The 19,596-nt window shown below is 44.8% G+C and carries 17 protein-coding genes; all 17 read left to right on the plus strand.

From position 1 onward, the window contains the following. The 17 genes from ACMQ5W_RS15745 (at position 1) to plsY (ending at position 19,595) form a co-directional block, all read left to right on the plus strand. Complete coding sequence (locus ACMQ5W_RS15745; protein WP_419025999.1) at positions 1 to 1,281, plus strand: bifunctional folylpolyglutamate synthase/dihydrofolate synthase; 1,281 nt, start codon at positions 1 to 3, stop codon at positions 1,279 to 1,281. Further along, positions 1,274 to 2,203 (plus strand): YegS/Rv2252/BmrU family lipid kinase, encoded by a 930-nt coding sequence (locus tag ACMQ5W_RS15750; protein ID WP_419026000.1) that lies wholly within the window; start codon positions 1,274 to 1,276, stop codon positions 2,201 to 2,203. The genes ACMQ5W_RS15745 and ACMQ5W_RS15750 overlap by 8 nt, the downstream gene beginning before the upstream one ends. 1 nt (position 2,204) lies before the next feature. Beyond that, the gene (locus ACMQ5W_RS15755; RefSeq protein WP_148493832.1) at positions 2,205 to 2,651 is read left to right on the plus strand and encodes a GNAT family N-acetyltransferase; all 447 of its coding nucleotides are present in this window, start codon (positions 2,205 to 2,207) and stop codon (positions 2,649 to 2,651) included. Next, positions 2,651 to 3,409 carry a threonine/serine exporter family protein gene (locus tag ACMQ5W_RS15760; protein WP_419026001.1) on the plus strand — a complete coding sequence of 253 codons (759 nt, stop codon included), beginning with the start codon at positions 2,651 to 2,653 and terminating at the stop codon, positions 3,407 to 3,409. The genes ACMQ5W_RS15755 and ACMQ5W_RS15760 overlap by 1 nt, the downstream gene beginning before the upstream one ends. Further along, positions 3,406 to 3,879, plus strand: coding sequence for a threonine/serine exporter family protein (locus tag ACMQ5W_RS15765; protein ID WP_419026002.1), 474 nt, complete (start codon positions 3,406 to 3,408; stop codon positions 3,877 to 3,879). Before ACMQ5W_RS15760 ends, ACMQ5W_RS15765 begins: the two co-directional genes overlap by 4 nt. 390 nt (positions 3,880 to 4,269) lie before the next feature. Next, entirely contained in the window at positions 4,270 to 4,596 is a 327-nt protein-coding gene (locus tag ACMQ5W_RS15770) for a hypothetical protein (protein WP_419026003.1), read from the plus strand. A gap of 215 nt (positions 4,597 to 4,811) precedes the next feature. After that, entirely contained in the window at positions 4,812 to 5,279 is a 468-nt protein-coding gene (locus tag ACMQ5W_RS15775) for a hypothetical protein (RefSeq protein ID WP_419026004.1), read from the plus strand. Between the two features lie 80 nt (positions 5,280 to 5,359). Further along, on the plus strand, positions 5,360 to 5,977 hold the full coding sequence (locus ACMQ5W_RS15780) for a biosynthetic peptidoglycan transglycosylase (RefSeq protein WP_148493817.1): 618 nt from the start codon (positions 5,360 to 5,362) through the stop codon (positions 5,975 to 5,977). Positions 5,978 to 6,140: 163 nt separating this feature from the next. Continuing rightward, the gene (locus tag ACMQ5W_RS15785; RefSeq protein WP_148493816.1) at positions 6,141 to 6,782 is read left to right on the plus strand and encodes a single-stranded DNA-binding protein; all 642 of its coding nucleotides are present in this window, start codon (positions 6,141 to 6,143) and stop codon (positions 6,780 to 6,782) included. 59 nt (positions 6,783 to 6,841) lie between these two features. Further along, on the plus strand, positions 6,842 to 8,080 hold the full coding sequence (glyA, locus tag ACMQ5W_RS15790; RefSeq protein WP_419026005.1) for a serine hydroxymethyltransferase: 1,239 nt from the start codon (positions 6,842 to 6,844) through the stop codon (positions 8,078 to 8,080). 74 nt (positions 8,081 to 8,154) lie between these two features. Continuing rightward, positions 8,155 to 11,394, plus strand: a complete 3,240-nt coding sequence (locus tag ACMQ5W_RS15795; RefSeq protein ID WP_419026006.1) for a response regulator — start codon at positions 8,155 to 8,157, stop codon at positions 11,392 to 11,394. 126 nt (positions 11,395 to 11,520) lie between these two features. Beyond that, on the plus strand, positions 11,521 to 12,534 hold the full coding sequence (plsX, locus tag ACMQ5W_RS15800) for a phosphate acyltransferase PlsX (RefSeq protein WP_148493811.1): 1,014 nt from the start codon (positions 11,521 to 11,523) through the stop codon (positions 12,532 to 12,534). Next, entirely contained in the window at positions 12,527 to 13,216 is a 690-nt protein-coding gene (gene rnc / locus ACMQ5W_RS15805) for a ribonuclease III (RefSeq protein ID WP_148493809.1), read from the plus strand. The genes plsX and rnc overlap by 8 nt, the downstream gene beginning before the upstream one ends. A gap of 1 nt (position 13,217) precedes the next feature. After that, entirely contained in the window at positions 13,218 to 16,766 is a 3,549-nt protein-coding gene (gene smc, locus ACMQ5W_RS15810; RefSeq protein ID WP_419026007.1) for a chromosome segregation protein SMC, read from the plus strand. Positions 16,767 to 16,789: 23 nt separating this feature from the next. Beyond that, positions 16,790 to 17,686 carry a signal recognition particle-docking protein FtsY gene (gene ftsY, locus ACMQ5W_RS15815; protein WP_419026008.1) on the plus strand — a complete coding sequence of 299 codons (897 nt, stop codon included), beginning with the start codon at positions 16,790 to 16,792 and terminating at the stop codon, positions 17,684 to 17,686. Further along, positions 17,683 to 19,008 (plus strand): ribosome biogenesis GTPase Der, encoded by a 1,326-nt coding sequence (gene der, locus ACMQ5W_RS15820; protein ID WP_419026009.1) that lies wholly within the window; start codon positions 17,683 to 17,685, stop codon positions 19,006 to 19,008. Before ftsY ends, der begins: the two co-directional genes overlap by 4 nt. Further along, the gene (gene plsY, locus ACMQ5W_RS15825; protein ID WP_419026010.1) at positions 19,008 to 19,595 is read left to right on the plus strand and encodes a glycerol-3-phosphate 1-O-acyltransferase PlsY; all 588 of its coding nucleotides are present in this window, start codon (positions 19,008 to 19,010) and stop codon (positions 19,593 to 19,595) included. Before der ends, plsY begins: the two co-directional genes overlap by 1 nt. The last annotated feature ends 1 nt before the right edge of the window (position 19,596 follow it).

Here is a 19,596-nt window from a genome sequence, read left to right on the forward strand (position 1 = left end):
ATGGATGCAATAAACAAGATACACGAATTCTTGCGATTCGGCAGTGTCCTGGGACTGGAACGAATGAACATTCTCTTGAAAAAACTGGGAAATCCTCAGGACGACCTAAAAGTGATTCATGTGGCCGGTACCAACGGCAAAGGTTCCATCTGCAGATATGTTTACGAAGTATTACAGGCGGCCGGTTATCAAACCGGCCTCTATACTTCCCCTTATATCGAGGTATTCAATGAAAGGATCGAGTTCGATGGAGCCTATATTTCCGACGAGGATCTGAATCGCTGCAGCGAAATTGTTCTCGCCAGGGCTGAAGAAATGGTAAAAGAAGGAGATGAGTCGCCGACAGAGTTTGAAGTGGTGACGGCAATCGCCTTTCTTTATTTTAAAGAGCAGAAAGCCGATTATGTAGTGTTAGAAGTGGGCCTTGGCGGAAGAGGGGATTCTACCAATGTGGTAAAACACCCGCTGGCTTCCATCATCGCTTCAATTTCCTTGGACCACACTGATCGGCTGGGAGAAACCATTCCTGAAATCGCTTTCGAAAAAGCGGGCATTATTAAAGCGGGATGTCCGGTGATTTCTACAACAGACAGAGAGGATGCAAAAGAAGTCTTTATCAAAAGGGCAGATGAACTGAATGCGCCTTTCTTTGATGTGCAGCAGCTGGCATATAAGATTACAGACCAGACTTTAGAGGGTTATTGTTTTGAAACAGAAATCCTGGGGAAGAAATATGATATAGAAATTTCCATGTTAGGCAGGCATCAAGTGCAAAATGCTTTGGCGGCGTTATACGCCATTGCGCTTCTTGCTGAGCAGGGCAGCATCACTGTCTCTACGGAGGCGCTCAAGAAGGGGTTTAAGAAGGCAAAGCAGATTGGACGTTTTGAAATATTGAGGCGAAATCCTTCTGTCATTATCGATGGTGCGCATAACCCGGATGGATCAAAAGCGCTGCGAGAAGCGGTCAGCAGCCATTTTGAGGGGAAAAAGATTCTAATGACCATTGGAATTTTGCAGGATAAAGATGTGGACGAGGTACTGCATAACTTCCTCGCTGTCACGAAAGATTTTGTCGTCACGGAGCCGGACAATCCGAGAAAACTGCCGGCTGCTGATCTCGCAAAAATGATTACCGCAAAGGGCGGGAATTGTATTATAATAGAATCACCAAAAGCCGCGGCGGAATATGTGAAAAAGCGATATGAGGAATATGACCTGCTTCTCTTTGCAGGGTCACTATATTTAATTGGAGAGATGAGGGGGTACCTACATGAGTAAGAACGTCAAGAAAGTGATTTTGTTCTACAATCCGAGCTCGGGAAGTGGCATGTTCAAGAATAACCTGGATAATATTATCGGTCGATATCAAAATGAAGGATACCAAGTCGTGCCCATCAGGGCGGCTCACGGCCATGCCATTTTTGATTACCTGGCGGATCTGGATAAGGAGACTTACAGAGAGGAATACCGGCAGATTATCGCGGCTGGCGGAGATGGCACCATCAATATCTGTGTCAACGCTATGATTCGAAACGAAATTTATCTTCCACTGGCCATTATGCCAGCTGGCACTGCCAACGACTTTGCCTTTTATTTCAACATTCCTAACGAGATAGACAGAATGCTGGACATCGCTTTGGGGAACAATTATACTTATGCAGACGTGGGCAAGGTCAACGACCGATTCTTTATCAACGTGGCTGCCATCGGACAGGTGGTAGACGTCAGCCAGAAGACCGACCCGACACTGAAGAATACAATCGGCGTTTTGGCATATTATCTGAAGGGACTTTCTGAAGTACCGAATCTGAAGCCGATCAAAGTGACGCTGACGACGCCGGAAAGAGTCTACAAAGAGAAGATGTACTTCATGGTGGTCATGAATGGAAAATCGGCAGGCGGCTTCAAGAAGATTTCACCGGATTCAGAAATCAACGACGGATTGCTGGACGTCATGCTGTTTAGAAATATGACTTTATTGGAGATGCCGGGCGTGTTTATGAAGATTCTGCAGGGCAACCATCCGTCCAGCAAGAAGGTCCTCCATTTTCAGACCGACAAGCTGAAGATCGAGGCTGACAGCGATCTGCCGACGGATATCGACGGCGAACACGGTGAGAAGTTTCCGTTGGAGTTTCACGTATTACATAACAGATTGAAAATCTGTACTTTAGAAGATAATATGGGGGAAGAGATATAAAATGATGCGTTTAATCATGAAAGAGACAGATGAGTACGAGAGACTGGTCAAGTTTTTCGTCGAAAATGAGTTGGAGTTTGACGGCGATGAAGAGGTGGACACCGACATCGTAAAGTGCTACAAGGTGACCCACGGTGACGAAGACTTTTTGGTCGGCGGTGTGGTTCTTGCCAAGCGGGAAGGACGCTATATCATCGATGGTATCGCAGTGGACAAAATGTACCGCAAGAGCAAGGTGGGCGAGATCATGCTGAAGAAGGTGGTCGAACAAGTAAAGGAGCTGGGCGGCAAAGAACTGTATCTGGTGGCGAGAGCGCCGGGGTTCTTCAAGAAGAACGGTTTTGTGGCTGTAGATCCTGACACTGCACCAAACTTCTTTGAGTGTAAGTATTGCCCGCAGTATCAGGTGAGCTGTCATCCTGAGGTGATGAAGCTGGAGATCGCATAATGGACTTTGATAGAATTTTGCAGGGAATTCTCGATATCGGTGAGGAGATGGTGGTCTGCGGCGCCGAGGTGAACCGCGTAGAGGACAGCATCTACCGCATGTGTGAAAGTTACGGTGCTGATCGAATCAACGTCTTCATCATCACCTCCAATATTCAGGTAACCATGGAAGCGCCTGACGGCAGGATTCTCACCCATATACGGCGTATCGTCCGCTATGACGCGAACTTTGACCGGCTGGATTATCTCAACGATCTCAGCCGTTATATCTGTGCGAATCAGCCAGAGCCCGATGCCATGCAGCAGAAGTTTGACGAGGTCATGAATCGGCCAAAGCAGCATCTGGCACTGAAGTTTATCGGCGCAATTCTGGTTTCCGGCGGATTTACGGTCTTCTTCGGCGGCGGCTGGCTGGATTGCATCGCAGCTGCCATTGTGGGAGTTGTCATCGTTTTGATGGAATTGTTTCTGGCATCGCGGGAAAAAAATCAGATTGTATATAACTTCGCAGTTTCTGTGACTGCCGGTATTGCTACCCTGCTCTTGGTACAGCTGGGCGTGGGTGTCAACTCTGATAAAATCATGATCGGCGGTATCATGCTGCTGATTCCGGGCATCGCTATGACCAACGCCATCCGGGATATGCTGATTGGAGACATCGCCTCTGGCTTACTGCGGCTGGTCAACTCCATCCTGGTGGCGGCGGCCATCGCCTGTGGTTTTGCCTTTACAATTATTGCTTTGGGAGGTGTGCTATGATTACGCAACTTGCGGCAGCCTTTCTTGGCTCTCTGGGTTTTGCCCTGATTCTCAAGATCAAAGGCAGGCAGGTGCTGTACGCCGGCATTGGCGGCCTGGTCACCTGGTTTATCTACCTGATGACCTTTGCGCAGCTGCAGAGTGACTTTATCTGCAACCTGATTGCGGCGGTCTATGTGGCGGTCTATGCAGAACTGATGGCCAGGGTCAACAAAGCGCCGGCGACCATCTTTCTGACGGCGGCGGCAGTTCCGCTGATTCCCGGCGGCAGATTGTACTACACCATGTTCGGCCTGGTCAGCGAAGACGACGCCATGTTCGTAGAAAACGGCACAGCGGCTATCATCATCGCTTTGGCGATCTCCCTGGGATTCGTCTTTGTAGCGGTGGTGAACAAATATGTGAACCGGTTTCTGTACGGAAGAAGACAGAAGCGGCTTTCAGCTGAAACAGAAGAGAATAGGAATTAAATTTTGAGACAAATCGGTTGCCGTGGGCGCCGGTTTGTTTTTTTGAATTCTCATGACGGCTGCGTTAACGCATATGGTATAATAGTTCCACAATCTTACGATTTCATCGTGATGTAGGAACTATTGAATCATGACGTTCAATTCTATTTTTAATGACATCGTCATGGTATAATATAAGCAAGTTAATAGGACTCGACGTTTATAATGGGCAGATGTAGCTTTATCAGATCTTACAAAACTGTAAATATAATTTAAGTCTAAGCCATGACAGCGCCCCCTTTCTCAGCGATACCACCATAGTATCAGAGAGAAAGGGGCGTTTTCTGTATAAGATAAATTGTATTTTTTTGAATACAGTGGTATAATTATATTATACGAGGAGGTTTCGCCATGAGAATCACCGGTATCACAAATCAAGACAGATTGGAAGCCACAGAGGGAAGACGCTCAAAGCCTAGCTTTCTGCAAATGACCTCGATGCTTGCGGGATTCGGCTATTTCTTATTTTGCAAATACGCAGATAGAATACTTGCAGAGGTTCACACAAGGAACATCGTCTTTGGCGTGTTTACCGCCGTCATGGTGATCTTGGTCATTGTGTTGGGGCTCTATACGCGAAAAAGACGAGATGCGGAGTATTCATGGGGTTTATGGGTGCTGGTCATCGTATTCTGCGGTGTAGGCTGTATAGACTATTTTCCAGTCTATTTAGACTGAGATGAAATGAGGTGTAAATATGAAAAAGATTACGAAATCCGCTGTGTTGAAATACATTCTGATGTATTTCGCGTTTATCATATGTATATGTGCATATTCGTATTATAAATATGGGAGTTTTACGGCTGTAAATTATGATTCATGGCTCATTGCAAGCGCCGTTTTTGTTGTGGCAATTACTGCTAATGAATACAGAAAAAAGAAGGATGATGCTCATGAAAACTAAACCGATCCTTTGGAGTGCCGCAGTGGCAACCCTGGTTTCATTCGGCTGCAATTTAAATTTAATGATTGCGCCAAACCCGATCAGACCATGGAATATGATTGTTTCAGCTGCAGCATTCCTGCTGTGCTGTATCAGCTTAGCAATGTTACAGAAAGATTCTCAAAAACCAAAGAGGACCTTTGTTCTCCTGCTGGCGGTTTTGGCAGTTCTACTGATATCGACTTTTTTAGTATATTTCACCAAAGGAAATCGCCCCGAACTTGTCTATGGGTTCATTCCAGTCGCTTTTTTGGCGACGTGTCCTTTTGTAGGGATTGGCGGAATCGTATCCCTTACAGGTATTCCTGAAGGAATCCTGCCGATATCGCCATATATCATCTTCCTGCTGATCACCGTTGCCTCGTTTTACCGACTGAAAAGCCGCAAGAAGAGCGAAACGAATCTTACAAAACTGTAAGCACCCTGTAAGTCAAAGCTATGGCAGCACCCCGTTTCCGGAGATACAATAGTAGTATCAAAAGGAAAGGGGTGTTTTTGATGAGAAGATTGTTCAAAGGTTTTGCCATTACCGTTTTAGTTACCGTGTTGATCGGCGCTATTGTCAGTGCGCCGACGGTGTATAAGGGATATCAGCTTTATCGGTCAGTGGTCAAAGAAACTGCCATCGCGGAGAAGGTTGCAGAAATCAAACGGAGCGTCAACTATGTGGAACTCGACGACATTTCGGATTATTTCAAGGATGAAATTATCAAATCCGAAGACAAGCGCTTTTGGTTCCACTTCGGCATCGACCCCCTTGCTATCATACGGGCGATCAAAAATGACATATTGGCAGGCAGCTTTGTGGAGGGCGGCAGCACTATCACTCAGCAACTGGCAAAAAACATGTACTTTGACTTCGACAAGAACTTTGAGAGGAAGGTGGCCGAAGTCTTTGTTGCATTTCATCTTGAAAAAGACTACAGCAAAGACGAAATTCTGGAGATGTACCTGAACTGCATCTATTTTGGTGAAAACTGTTACGGCATCAAAGAGGCTGCGAACCATTATTACGGGGCAGTGCCGGAAACGATATCAAAATCACAAGCGGACAGCCTGGTCATCACGATAAAGTGCCCAAACCTGTATAATCCCAACGAAAGGAATGCCGCTTAATGAATGTCAGCAAAATGTCATACGACGCATTCCAAGCCAGCCATAGGCTGGGGAATGCCAGCATAAATTCTGCCTAGCAAATCACTTCATTCTTTGAGCAGAATGTCATACTTTCCCTATCTCAGAATAGAATGTAGTAATGCGAGTTTCTGGGAGGGAAAATATGATAAATTTAGAAGACAGCAATACCAGTACAAATGTAGCCCATGTTTGCGGGGAAATAATAGATGGTCTTAAATTCAGCCATAGAACATACGGAGAAGTTTTTTATACTTTTGAAATAGGTGTTTTGCGCAATAGTGGCTATGAGGATCAGATCATCGTCATGGCTTCGGAACGGATTTTGAGCACCATGAACATAGAACTGGGTCAGTATGTAAGCATTGAAGGGCAAATCAGAACCTATAACGAAGATATAGAAGGGCACAACAAGCTCAATATCGTCATCTTTGCCAGGGATATTACAGAGGCAGATCCAGAAGAGGAGGCGGTAAATGAAATCTATCTGGAAGGTTTTTTGTGCAAAAAACCGCTGCAGAGGACTTCACCGTTGGGCAGAAAGATTTGCGATCTGATGTTGGCTGTGAACCGCATGTACAATAAATCAGACTACATACCTTGTATCGCTTGGGGACGAAATGCGATTTATTCCAGCACTCTTGATGTCGGAGATAGAATCGCCATTCACGGCAGGCTGCAGAGCAGACAATACAAGAAAAAATGTGATGATGGAGACGTTTTGATCAAAACCGCTTATGAAGTTTCCATATTAGCGCTTGAAACCTTTACAGCGGATATGGTATAATAGTTCCATTCATCTGACGGCGTTGCCGCAAAGATAGGAACTGTAAAGGAAGTGGATAAATGTTTAACAAAGATGCTACAGATAACAGCACATACAATGTGGAAAATTACCAGTTTATCAAAAAGGCTTCTCCAATCGTGGGAGAATTGATTGAAAAAGAATATAACAGACAAAAAGACAATATTGAATTGATCGCTTCAGAAAACTATTGCTCAGAGGCGGTGTTGGCAGCTTGCGGAAGCTGTCTGTCTTGGAAATATGCCGAAGGCTATCCTTATGTAAGGACATCAGGAAATACTAGCAGATATTATGGCGGAACAAAGTATGTCGATGAATTAGAAGAATACTGCTGCACTAAATGGAGAGAAGTATTTGATACAGACTATCATGTCAATGTACAGCCTCACAGCGGTTCTCAGGCAAACTTTGCAGCCTACAAAGCGATTTTAAAACCAGGAGATACAATTTTATCACTGAGCTTGGATAATGGCGGACATCTGACCCACGGGTCAGCCGTAAACTTCAGCGGCAAACTCTATGACATGGTATTCTACGATGTAGACGAAAGAGGCTTCATCGACATGGAAGATGTCAGAAAGAAAGCCCATGAGTGCAAACCGCAGCTGATTCTTACTGGGGCATCCGCTTACTCCAGAATTATAGATTTCAAAGCTTTTGCTGAGATTGCAGAAGAAGTAGGCGCTTATTTCATGGTAGACATGGCTCATATTGCCGGTTTAGTAGCAGGGGGTGAACATCCATCCCCATTCGGATATGCAGATATTGTAACGACGACGACGCACAAGACACTGAGAGGTCCGAGAGGCGGACTGATCTTTGGAAAACCTGAACTGGCAAAGAAGATCGACAGCGCCGTATTCCCTTATGCTCAAGGCGGCCCTTTAGAACATATCATCGCCGGAAAGGCTATTTGTGCAGAAGAAGCACTGAGACCGGAATACAAGGAATACGCCCACCAGGTCGTTGTCAACTGCAAGGCGTTCTGCGATGAGTTTCTCAAATTGGGATACAAAGTTGTGACGGGAGGAACAGATAATCACGTGTTCCTTCTCGATTTATCAGAATTTCCGTTCAGCGGTAAAGATTTGCAGGACAAGCTGGATGATGCAGGAATCACATTGAACAAGAACTGTGTTCCTAACGAAACCCGCTCTCCAAAAGAGACCAGCGGTGTCAGAATTGGAACCGCACCGATGACCACCAGAGGTTATAAAGAGGACGATTTTAGAGAAGTTGCGCATAAAGTCGATGCAGTCATAAAGGAAATGCTGAAATAAAGTGAAATAGACTTGAAAGAGCTGTCTCTCGTGAGACAGCTCTTTTGAATAAAGTGTAAAAGGGGAGCTGCTGTATGGTATCCAAAAAAATGTGCTGTCGTTTACTTACTTTTATTTTGATCTCCATTCTTCTAGTTTGTCTGACAAGCCCTGGTTTTGCTGAGCAAGATAAGTCTGTCAATAGAAAAGTTAAGGCAGGCTTTTTTCATTATGAGGGTTATCATGAAGTGAAAAATGGTCAGAAAAGCGGATACGGATATGAATATCTGCAAGAAATGAAAAAATATTCCAACTGGGTCTACGATTATACAGGGTATGACAAGAGTTGGGCAGAAATGCTGGAAATGTTGAAAAATGGTGAAATAGATCTTTTGACTTCGGCGGTAAAAACAGAGGAGCGGGAGAAATTTTTTGATTATTCAAAGGAACCCATCGGCACAACAGCCACTATTTTTACAATCAAAGCGGATGATAAAGAACATACATTAGGAGATTACGACTCTTTTAATGGTATCCGCGTCGGTGTTATGAAAGGCGAATCAAAGCGAATCCAGGGATTTGAAAAGTATGCAAAAGAGAAAGGCTTTTCCTGTCATCTGGTAACATATGACGATGCAGATCAATTAGAGCAGGCTTTTAGAAAAGGTGAGGAGATAGAGGGGATGCTGGCCTCAAATTTGAGATCGTTAAAAGATGAATGGGTAGTCGATGAGTTTGATCCAGAGCCTTTTTATGTCATTGTCAAGAAAGGCAACGAGGAGCTGCTAAAACAGGTGGATTACGCCATTGAACAGCTTAACGTCTCTAATCCCAACCTACAGAATGTTTTAATGGATCGATACTATCTTCCAGACGGTGCAGGCGGCATTGCCTTTACTACAGAAGAACGGTCCTATATAGAACGACTGAAACAGAGCAAGAAACCATTGAAAGTCCTGATTAATAGTGACAGAAAGCCGGTTTCTTATGTAGAAGATGGCCAGATGAAAGGGATTATACCTGAAATCGCGGATCAGCTCTTTGCAAATGCAGGAATTCAATATGAGTTTGTCATTCCTGATTCACGTGAAGAATGGTACCGCATGATCGCAGAAGGGGAGGCTGATACCTGTTTTGATTTCCGCATGGACTATAACAAAGCGGAACGAGATGGATATAAGTTGTCCAGCGCTTATTTAGAGGTGAATATTTCCAGGCTTACGGGCAAGTCTTTTGACGGACAGGTAGACACGGTTGCTGTTTTAAAGAATTCGGATCTCATGGATCAATTTGGTGAACCATTAACGAAAGATGCCAAGGTCCTTTACTGCGATGACAGTGAAGCTTGCGCCGATGCAATTTTAAAAGGAAAGGCTGAAGCAGCGTATCTTTATTCCTATTCAGCAGAGCTGTACGCCAATAAGGATATCAGCAACAGGCTGAATTCTACACTGATTCCCGGCTATTCTACATCCTACGCCATAGGCGTAAAGGAAGACAACGACCCTCTATTATTATCCATATTGAATAAAGCATTGACCTCTGTATCAGAAGAGGAGAAGAATCATATTATTACAGGTTATACCGATCCAACTGTCTATCGAACCACATTAGCGGATGTACTGAAACAATACAAATTCCCAATTGCAGCTTTCACATTTCTTTTATTGGCTTGCATAGGACTGCTGGTATACAGCCTCTTATCAAGACAAAAGCATTTGAGCAACATGCAGCAGAAGAATCTTCAGCTGGCAGAGGCAGTTCACCAAGCTGAACATGCGAATTTGGCCAAGAGTCAGTTTCTCTCACAGATGAGTCATGAGATCAGAACACCTATGAACGCTATCGTTGGATTGACGACCATTGCTAAAAATTATATCAGTTCGCCAGAGAAGATGTATGACTCTCTGACAAAAATTGAATCTTCCTCTAAAATTTTGCTGAATATTATCAACGATGTTTTGGATATGTCCGCCATTGAAAGCAAAAAAATAAAGTTGTCGAGGGCATCCTTCGATTTGAAAGAATTACTTTCCTCCATTTCAAACGTTTATTATGGCCAATGCAGAGACAAAGGAATTGCCTTTGAAATGGTGATTGTCAATATGGAACATGAACGATTTATCGGTGACAGCCTGAGATTAAATCAAGTATTGCTCAATTTGATTTCGAATGCCTTTAAATTCACGGAGTCAGGCGGCAAGATTAAAGTGACCGTAGCAGAATCCGCACAGAACGATAACAAGTCTGCAATGCTGACCATCACCGTTTCCGATACAGGAATTGGTATGAGTCAAGATATGATGAACAGAATATTCAAGCCCTTTGAGCAGGAAAGCCCTCTGACTGCACAGGAACATGGCGGCAGCGGCTTGGGATTGTCGATTACAAAGAATCTGCTGGATTTGATGAGCGGGGCGATTTCTGTTGATTCCCACAAAAATCAAGGCACAAAATTCACTGTAAACATTCCTCTTTCCATTGACATTGACCAAAATAGCGAGCCTAAAATGAAATTTGAAAAGATAAAGGCTTTCGTAATTGATGATGATGTTCAAACTTTAGAATACACAGGCATCGTTTTAGACAGAATGGGAGTAGAATATGATACAGCAGATAGCGGCGAAAAGGCTTTGGCTATGATGAAGCAGGCCTATCAATGGGGCAGAGGTTATGATATCTGTTTTATTGATTGGAAAATGCCCATCACTAATGGACTAGAAGTCACCAGGCAAATCAGAAGTCAATTTGACAAGGATGCGGTTATTATTATTGCGTCCGCTTACGATTTATCAGAGATAGAAGCAGAAGCAAAAGCTGCAGGGGCGAATATCGTCGTAGCAAAACCGCTTTTTCAGTCTACAGTGTATGACCTTTTAACCAATATGACTGGTAAACAAAAACTGGACTATGATGAAAAATCTGGAACCTATGACTTTGGAGGACGCTGTGTCATTTTGGCCGAAGATAATGAACTGAATGCAGAAATTGCCACGGAACTGCTTTCTATGGTGAATATGAAAGCAGTACGCGCGCACAATGGAAAAGAAGCGGTGGAACTCTTTGAGAGCGCTGCTGCTGGAACCTTTGCGGCAATTCTGATGGATATTCAGATGCCAGTCATGAACGGATATGCGGCCGCAGAGGCGATTCGAAAATCGAATCATCCACAGGCAGAGGACATACAAATATATGCCATGACTGCCAATGCGTTCAGTGAAGACGTTGCAAAGGCGTATTCAGCAGGTATGAATGGGCATATTGCAAAACCAATAGAGACGAAGGTTTTATACCGTTCTTTGCAACAAGTTGTCGAAAAAGAGAATCGTCTATGATAATTGCATATGCTGGGGAATTATGTTAAAATAACTGTGTATAAGCACGATTAATATGGCAAAATATAACCCAAACAAGTTTTGGGACAACTTTACGATACGACGAAATCCATTGGAGGATCTGATATGAAAATTTTAATAGATGGTATGGGTGGCGATAACGCTCCTGACGAAATTGTTGCAGGCGCTATCGCAGCAGCAAAAGAAATCAAAGATGATATCATGATAATCGGAAAAGAGGATATCATAACAAAGAGTCTCGAAAAACACGGCTATCATGGCAGTCAGATTGCTGTCATCGGTGCAGAAGAAGTCATTACCAATGACGAAGCGCCCGTAAAGGCTGTAAGAACGAAAAAAGAATCGTCCATTGTCAAAGGTCTGAACATGGTCAAAAAAGGCGAAGCAGACGTATTTTTATCGGCAGGCAGCACCGGTGCACTGCTGGCAGGCGGACTCTTTATCCTGGGAAGAATCCAGGGCATCGACAGACCGACGCTTGCTACGGTTTATCCTGTCATCGGAAAAGAACCTTCTCTGCTTGTAGACACAGGAGCCAATGCCGAATGCAAACCAAATAATCTGTTTGAATTTGCTACGATGGGCAGTATATATATGGAGAAAGTGATCGGCCGGAAGAATCCGACGGTAGGACTTGTCAACAATGGAACGGAAGAAGGAAAAGGTACGACCCTTACCAAAGCCGCCTACGAGTTGATTGAAAAGAGCGACCTGAATTTCATTGGCAGTGTCGAGGCGAGAGAACTTCCCAATGGAGCCTGCGACGTCATCGTAACAGATGGATTCACAGGGAATGCCATTATCAAGTTGACGGAAGGTATGGGATTGATGGTACTCAGGGAAATGAAGAGAAGATTTCTCTCCAATACCAAATCAAAGCTGGGTGCCATGCTTTTAAAGGACCAGCTTTCTGGGATCAAAAAAGAATTTAACTATGCAGAGTACGGTGGCGCGCCGCTTTTAGGCGTCAAAGGGGCTATGCTCAAGATGCACGGATCTTCCGATGCACTGGCGGTTAAACAGACGATTATCAAAGCCATTCCGTATGTGGAAGGAAATGTCGTTGATACCATACAAAATTCAGTTTTAGAAATTGAGGAGATTTTGATTAGTGAATAACGGTGAATTTGAAAAAGTAATAGACTACACTTTCAAAAATAAAGCTTTGCTGGACAAGGCTCTTACTCACAGTTCATTTTGCAGAGAACATGCAGTGGAAACGAGAGACAATAACGAAAGATTGGAATTCTTAGGTGATGCTTTTTTTGATGCAATCATCAGTGTTGAGTTATATAAGCGTTTGGAGAAGGTTGACGAGGGAAAATTGACAAAGACAAGGGCGCTGATTGTCTGCGAAAAATCTTTGGCTACCGTTGCCCAAAAACTCGGAATTGGAGAATATCTGAACATGGGAAAAGGTGAAGAGCATTCTGGCGGAAGACACAGAGAATCCATCATGGCTGACGCGGTAGAAGCTGTCATTGGCGCTATATACCTTGACGGCGGGTACGACGAAGCCGCCCGCTTTGTTTCAAGAGAATTTGAATCCACGGTGGTTGACGCACTGGCCGGGAAATTATTTACTGATTACAAGACCCAGGTGCAGGAAGCCCTGCAGAAGAGAGGGCAGAAGACTTCTATCTCCTATCATTTGGATAGGGAAGAAGGCCCGGACCACGATAAGACGTTCTATGTACATCTGGTGTGCAATGGCAAGACTTTGGGAAATGGCAGCGGAAAAAGCAAAAAAGAGGCCGAACAAAACGCTGCGAGAGCAACCCTAGAGGGAGGAATCAAATAGAATGTATTTTAAGAGACTGGAGATGCACGGCTTCAAATCCTTTGCAGAGCCTGTAGTCATAGAGTTCCACGAAGGTGTCACTTGCATTGTCGGACCCAATGGCAGCGGAAAGAGCAACATCAGTGATGCCATCCGCTGGGTGCTTGGGGAACAGAGCCCGAAGGCGCTTCGCGGCGGCAAAATGGAAGAAGTTATCTTTGCAGGTACTGCCAACAGAAAATCCCGCGGCATGGCCGAAGTGACGCTGGTCATCGATAATTCGACGGGAATTCTTGATATCGACTACAACGAAGTGGCCATTACGAGGAGAATGTACCGGTCAGGCGAAAGTGAATACCTGATCAATAACAACCAGTGCAGACTTCGGGACATCAGAGAACTGATTATGGATACTGGTATTGGGGTAGATGGGTACTCCTTAATCGGACAGGGAAAAATTTCAGATATCGTAAGTAACAAGCCGGAGAGCAGAAGAGAAATCTTTGAAGAAGCTGCCGGCGTTGTCATGTATAAAAGTAAAAAGGCGGAAGCCGAGAGAAAGCTGGATTCCACCAACAATAACTTGGAGAGAGTCAGAGATATTATCGCTGAAATCGAAGGGCGAATCGATGGACTGCGGGAGGACAGCACCAAGGCAAAGGAATACTTAGAACTGAAGGACCGTTACAGAGAATTAGAAATCAACATAACTCTGAAGAATATAGAAAACATCAACCAGAGAAACGAAGCATTTCGGAATGACATTTCTCAGCTGGAAAAGGAGATTGCTTCAATAACAGCCTCCAAGAGAACCGTCGATGAAGAAGTAAGCGCTGCCAGAGAAAAAAATGAGAGCCTGGAGCGCCTTGGAAACGAAGCTAGGGACAAGCTTCTGGAAATCGTAGAAAAAATCAATACCCTGACCAATCAGAATCAGCTTAATGAAGAGAGACTTTCCAGTATAGAAAAAGACAGTGGCAGGCTGCAGGCTGAGGCAGAAACACTGACGGACAAGCTGAAAAAAGAAACAGCAAACAGAGATGAGCTGAAAAAGACAAAAAGTGAAATTCTTGCAAAACACGCTGCGGCATCGGCAGAACTGCAAGATAAGATCCATCATCACAGCGAAATTACAAAAGAAGCTTCCGAGACTGCGGAAGCCATTGATAGCAGCAAAGAGAAGCTCTTTGAACTACATAACAAAATATCCGCTAAGAACAGCGAAGTCAAAAGTTATGAGAGCATCAAAGAGACTCTGACAAAAAGAAAAGCGCAGCTTTCGGAAGATTCGTCTAATGCAGAAAAGAACAGTGCTGACAATGAAAAGATGCTGCAGAGCAACGAAGAGGAACAGAAACAACTGCAGCTTGCGCTGCAGGATTTGGTGAAGCGGCTGTCGGTCCTGAACCAGGAGCAGGAGGCGCTGACCGAACAGCAGCGGAACCTGCGGCTTACTTTAGAGGATTTAAAACTGCAGGGCGGACAGAAAACCTCTAGAAAGAAAACCATCGAAGAGATGGAGAATAACTATGAAGGATATAACTATGCTGTTAAATACATAATGAAATCGGATATTTCAGGTATTGAAGGTGTAGTAGCTGAGTTGATGGAGGTTCCCAGCGGCTTTGAAATAGCTATCGAGACCGCTTTGGGCGGGCAGATGCAGAACATCATCTGTGACACCGATCAAAATGCCAAACGCGCCGTCAATGCCTTGAAAGAGAATCGGGCAGGCCGATTGACATTTCTGCCAGTATCCTCTGTAAAAGGCAGTTCCGCAAAGGTAGACAGCCGAATTTCCGGGGATAAGGGCTATAGAGGGCTGGCGGTAGACTGCGTCAGCTTTGATTCTCGTTTTCACAGCATTTTCACCTATTTATTAGGCAGAGTTGCAGTGGTAGACAATATGGATACGGCTATCAGGCTGTCCAAAATAGCAGGAGCCGGTATTCGCTTTGTGACATTAGATGGAGAAATCATCAACGCCAGCGGTGCCATTACTGGCGGAAAATTCAAAAATAAGACCGCAAATCTCCTGGAGAGAAAGAGTGAAATCGCCAAGTTGGAGGAAGAAATTGAAAGACTTCGCGAGGAAGTGACTGCTGCTTCCAGCCAGTCAAAGAAAGCGACAGTCAGGTTAGACGAAATCAGAGAGGTAAAGCTTGATCTGGAAGCAGAGAAACGTGAGAAAGAAATCGCGCTTGCAGCTTTGGACAGTACGATTTCTGCCCTGAGGGATACCCTGTATGATATTCAGTTCAGCAGCAAAAAATATGATCGGGAACTGGCATCCATCGACAAGGAGATGGCCGATGCAGATAATATGATCGCATCTTTTAAAATGGAAATCGCCGATGCAGAAAACGCAATCGTAACGACCAATGCTGCCCTGGACTCGGACATGAATAACTACGAGACCATGAGGGACACTGTCGAGCGTGCCAGCGAGGAGATTACCAAAACGAGAATTGCCGTAAACGACTGGGAGAGCAAAAAGGCCAATGTCGAAAACCTCCTTTCGCGGATAGAAGAGACGGCAGAAGACTACCAGTTCCAGATAGAAGAGAAAAAGAGACAGCTGACCAGACTGGATGAAGAAAAAAATCAGATTCTCTTTGGCAGCGACGACAGCGAAAAAGATGTGCAACTGCTGATGGAGGAAAAGAAATCTACAGAAAGTTACATCGAGGAAGTTGCAAGCGAAAGAGGCAGCTTAAATGAGCGAATAAGCGTCATAACAAAAGAGCAAGAGGCGGCAGGTGCAAATCTGAACGCTTATCAGGATCAGAAATATCAGTTAGAGATCAAACTTGCCAAGAATGAGACGCAACTGGATACCCACAAGGAACGATTGTGGGAGGATTTTGAGATTTCTTATGCACAGGCGCTGGATTTGAAAAAAGAAGATTTTGTCATGTCGACATCGATAAAGGAAAGCCGTGACATCAGAAATAGAATCAGAGAGCTGGGTGAAGTCAATGTGGGCGCCATCAAAGAGTATGAGTCTGTCAGCGAGAGATACAAGTTCCTGACAGAACAGAGAGATGATATTCTGACGGCTACGGAAGAGCTTAAGACCATCATTAAGGATATGGATACCACCATCAAAACCAAGTTCAAAGAGAATTTTGATCAAATTGTAGAGAATTTTGAGGTGATTTTCCACGAGTTATTCGGCGGTGGCCATGCAGAACTTCGCATGGAAGACGAGAATAACCCTCTGGAGTCAGGCATCGATATTATCGCGCAGCCGCCAGGTAAAAAACTACAGAACATCAATTTGATGAGCGGAGGTGAGAAGACCATGACGGCCATCGCTTTGATGTTCGCCGTATTGAAGACAAAGCCGACGCCGTTCTGTATATTAGATGAGGTGGAGGCGGCGCTGGACGATGCCAATATCGATAGATTCGCAAATTATTTGCGAAAGTTCGACGGCATTCAATTTGCGCTGGTTACCCATCAAAAAGCGACGATGGAACACGCTGACGTCCTTTATGGCGTAACCATGGCGGAAAGAGGTGTTTCAAAAGTGCTCAGCCTGCGGCTTGGAGACGATTTTGATCTATAGAAATCAGTAAGAAAGGAATACAAATGGCACTATTTAAAGAAAAAAAGGGATTTTTTGGAAAGCTGTCCGAAAGAATCGGAGATGCCATCATGGGCAGACCGGAAATAGACGAAGATTTGATGGACGAACTGGAAGAGATTTTGATTACCTCAGATATCGGCATGGACACGACCATGAAAATTATGGAGAATTTGAGGGCTTATATCAAAGATAACTACATTACCAATCCAGCCAATGTGAAAGAAGCATTGGCGAAAGTGATCGCGAAACTGATGGACAAGGGCGAACGAAATCAGCTTTGCCAGGATGTTCCTCTTGTCATTTTAATGATCGGCATTAACGGGGGCGGTAAGACGACTTCCATTGCCAAAATCGGCCATAAGCTCCGACAGGAAGGCAAGACGGTACTTCTTGCAGCGGCGGATACCTTCCGTGCGGCAGCAGGGGAACAGCTGGAAATCTGGGGCCAGCGCATCGGTGTCAACACCATCAAACACCAGGAAGGCGCTGATCCGTCAGCCGTCATCTTTGATGCCATTCAGTCTGCAAAAGCAAGAGATATGGACGTCCTCATCTGTGATACTGCCGGCAGACTGCAGACGAAAAAAAATCTCATGAATGAGCTGGAGAAGATGAACAAGGTGATTTCTAGAGAATTTCCGGAGGCTGCCAGAGAAACGCTGCTGGTTCTCGATGCGACTACTGGCAAAAATGCGGTTTCACAGGCGCAGGAATTCAACGAAGTGGCAGAAATCACTGGCGTGGTGCTGACGAAGCTGGATGGTACCGCGAAAGGCGGCATTGCTATCACCATAGCTGACGAGTTTGATATGCCGATTAAATATATCGGTGTAGGAGAAAAAATGGACGATTTGAAAGAATTTGATCCGTTAGAATTTGCAGGAGGTATTTTTGAGTGAGTAAACCAATCGTAGCCGTAGTCGGCAGACCAAATGTGGGAAAATCCACTTTCTTTAACAAGGTGGTCGGCAGAAGGGTTTCTATTGTCGAAGATACCCCAGGCGTTACAAGAGACAGAATTTATGCCGAGGCAGAGTGGAATGGAATTCACTTTGCGCTGATTGATACAGGCGGCATTGAGCCAGACAGCGAGGATGTGATTCTCTCACAGATGAGAGAGCAGGCGCAGATCGCGATGGACATGGCTGACGTCATCTTATTCATGGTAGATGGAAAAGACGGCATGACCCACGCCGATCAGGAAGTGGGCAATATGCTTCGCAGGACGGGGAAAAAGGTGATTCTGCTGGTTAACAAAGTGGACAATCCCGGCAATCTTCCTGTCGATTTCTATGATTTTTATGAACTGGGCATCGGAGAGCCCATTGCCATTTCGGCTGCAAATATGCTGAACTTCGGCGATGTTCTCGACGAAATCGTGGAGAGTTTTCCTGATGGTGCAGGGGATGATGATGAAGATTCCATCAAAGTCGCCGTCATCGGCAAACCGAATGTGGGGAAATCGTCGTTGATTAATACACTGCTTGGAGAGAACAGAGTGATCGTATCGCCAATTGCAGGGACGACCCGCGATTCCATCGACTCACCTTTTGAATGGGGAGGAGATGAATATATCCTGATTGACACTGCTGGAATCAGAAGAAAGAGCAAAGTCAATGAAGATATCGAACGATACAGCGTCATCAGAGCGATTGCTGCCATCGAACGGTGTGACGTCTGCCTCTTGATGATTGACGCAGAAGAAGGCATTACAGATCAGGACAAGAAGATTGCCGGTGTTGCCCACGAAGCGGGCAAAGGCATCGTTGTCGTCGTGAACAAGTGGGATTTGATTGCAAAAGAAACCAACACTATGAGGGATTTCAAGCGGGTGATTGAAGCTGAATTGCAGTTCATGTCCTATGCCCCATCGGTGTTTATTTCTGTCAAAGACAAACAGAGAGTCTTTGATGTGATCAAAATGACAAAATATGTAGCGGAGAAACGCGCTATGAGAGTACCGACAGGACAGCTGAACAGTTTGATTACTGATGCGACCATGATGAAACAGCCGCCGTCGGATAAGGGCAGACGTTTAAAAATATATTACGTTGCACAGATCGGAGTAAAACCGCCATTGTTTTCTTTCCAGATCAATAAACGAGATTTGATGCACTTTTCGTATGCCAGATATCTGGAAAATAAGATCAGAGAAGGGTTTGGCTTCGAGGGGACTTCGATTAAATTTGTATTTAGAGAAAAAGGAGAGAAAGTACAGTAATGGAAACATTTCAGTTCGTGTTAGCTATTATTATCGCCTATTTCCTTGGAAATATTTCCCCGTCGATCCTCCTCGGCAGGGCTAAGGGAGTTGACATTAAGAAAGAGGGCAGTGGAAATGCAGGCACCACCAATGCGCTGCGCGTTCTCGGCAAGAAGGCTGCTGTCATCACCTTGATTGTCGATATCGGCAAAGGGTTTGTCGCTGTTCAGATTGGTTACTGGCTCTCGGGCTCACAGGCAGCCATGTTCTGTGCCCTGGCTGCATTTATCGGTCATATCTGGCCGCTGCTCTTTAAGTTTAAAGGCGGAAAAGGTGTAGCCGTGGCCTTTGGAACGGTTCTGGCAATTAATTGGCAGCTGGCCTTATTGGCGCTGGGGATTGTCGCTTTGACAGTACTGATTACGAGAATGGTCTCTATGGGATCGGTAATGGCGGCTGTTAGTTTTCCGCTAATCAGCTATTTTCTAGAAAGAGATTTTTTCTGGTTTGGTATTGTCATGGCTCTGATTATGCTGTATGCTCATAGGAGCAACATCAAACGTATCATCAAGGGCGAAGAAAATAAATTGAGTTTTAAAAAATAGA

Origin of the sequence: Emergencia sp. (assembly GCF_048465375.1) — a bacterium.
Classification (GTDB): domain Bacteria; phylum Bacillota; class Clostridia; order Peptostreptococcales; family Anaerovoracaceae; genus Senimuribacter.

Coding starts and splice junctions, on each gene's coding strand:
- ACMQ5W_RS15760 (WP_419026001.1), top strand. CDS start 2,651: ATGGACTTTGATAGAATTTTGCAGGGAATTCTCGATATCGGTGAGGAG.
- plsY (WP_419026010.1), top strand. CDS start 19,008: ATGGAAACATTTCAGTTCGTGTTAGCTATTATTATCGCCTATTTCCTT.
- ftsY (WP_419026008.1), top strand. CDS start 16,790: ATGGCACTATTTAAAGAAAAAAAGGGATTTTTTGGAAAGCTGTCCGAA.
- ACMQ5W_RS15780 (WP_148493817.1), top strand. CDS start 5,360: ATGAGAAGATTGTTCAAAGGTTTTGCCATTACCGTTTTAGTTACCGTG.
- ACMQ5W_RS15795 (WP_419026006.1), top strand. CDS start 8,155: ATGGTATCCAAAAAAATGTGCTGTCGTTTACTTACTTTTATTTTGATC.
- plsX (WP_148493811.1), top strand. CDS start 11,521: ATGAAAATTTTAATAGATGGTATGGGTGGCGATAACGCTCCTGACGAA.
- ACMQ5W_RS15770 (WP_419026003.1), top strand. CDS start 4,270: ATGAGAATCACCGGTATCACAAATCAAGACAGATTGGAAGCCACAGAG.
- ACMQ5W_RS15745 (WP_419025999.1), top strand. CDS start 1: ATGGATGCAATAAACAAGATACACGAATTCTTGCGATTCGGCAGTGTC.
- ACMQ5W_RS15750 (WP_419026000.1), top strand. CDS start 1,274: ATGAGTAAGAACGTCAAGAAAGTGATTTTGTTCTACAATCCGAGCTCG.
- ACMQ5W_RS15755 (WP_148493832.1), top strand. CDS start 2,205: ATGATGCGTTTAATCATGAAAGAGACAGATGAGTACGAGAGACTGGTC.
- smc (WP_419026007.1), top strand. CDS start 13,218: ATGTATTTTAAGAGACTGGAGATGCACGGCTTCAAATCCTTTGCAGAG.
- ACMQ5W_RS15765 (WP_419026002.1), top strand. CDS start 3,406: ATGATTACGCAACTTGCGGCAGCCTTTCTTGGCTCTCTGGGTTTTGCC.
- glyA (WP_419026005.1), top strand. CDS start 6,842: ATGTTTAACAAAGATGCTACAGATAACAGCACATACAATGTGGAAAAT.
- ACMQ5W_RS15775 (WP_419026004.1), top strand. CDS start 4,812: ATGAAAACTAAACCGATCCTTTGGAGTGCCGCAGTGGCAACCCTGGTT.
- ACMQ5W_RS15785 (WP_148493816.1), top strand. CDS start 6,141: ATGATAAATTTAGAAGACAGCAATACCAGTACAAATGTAGCCCATGTT.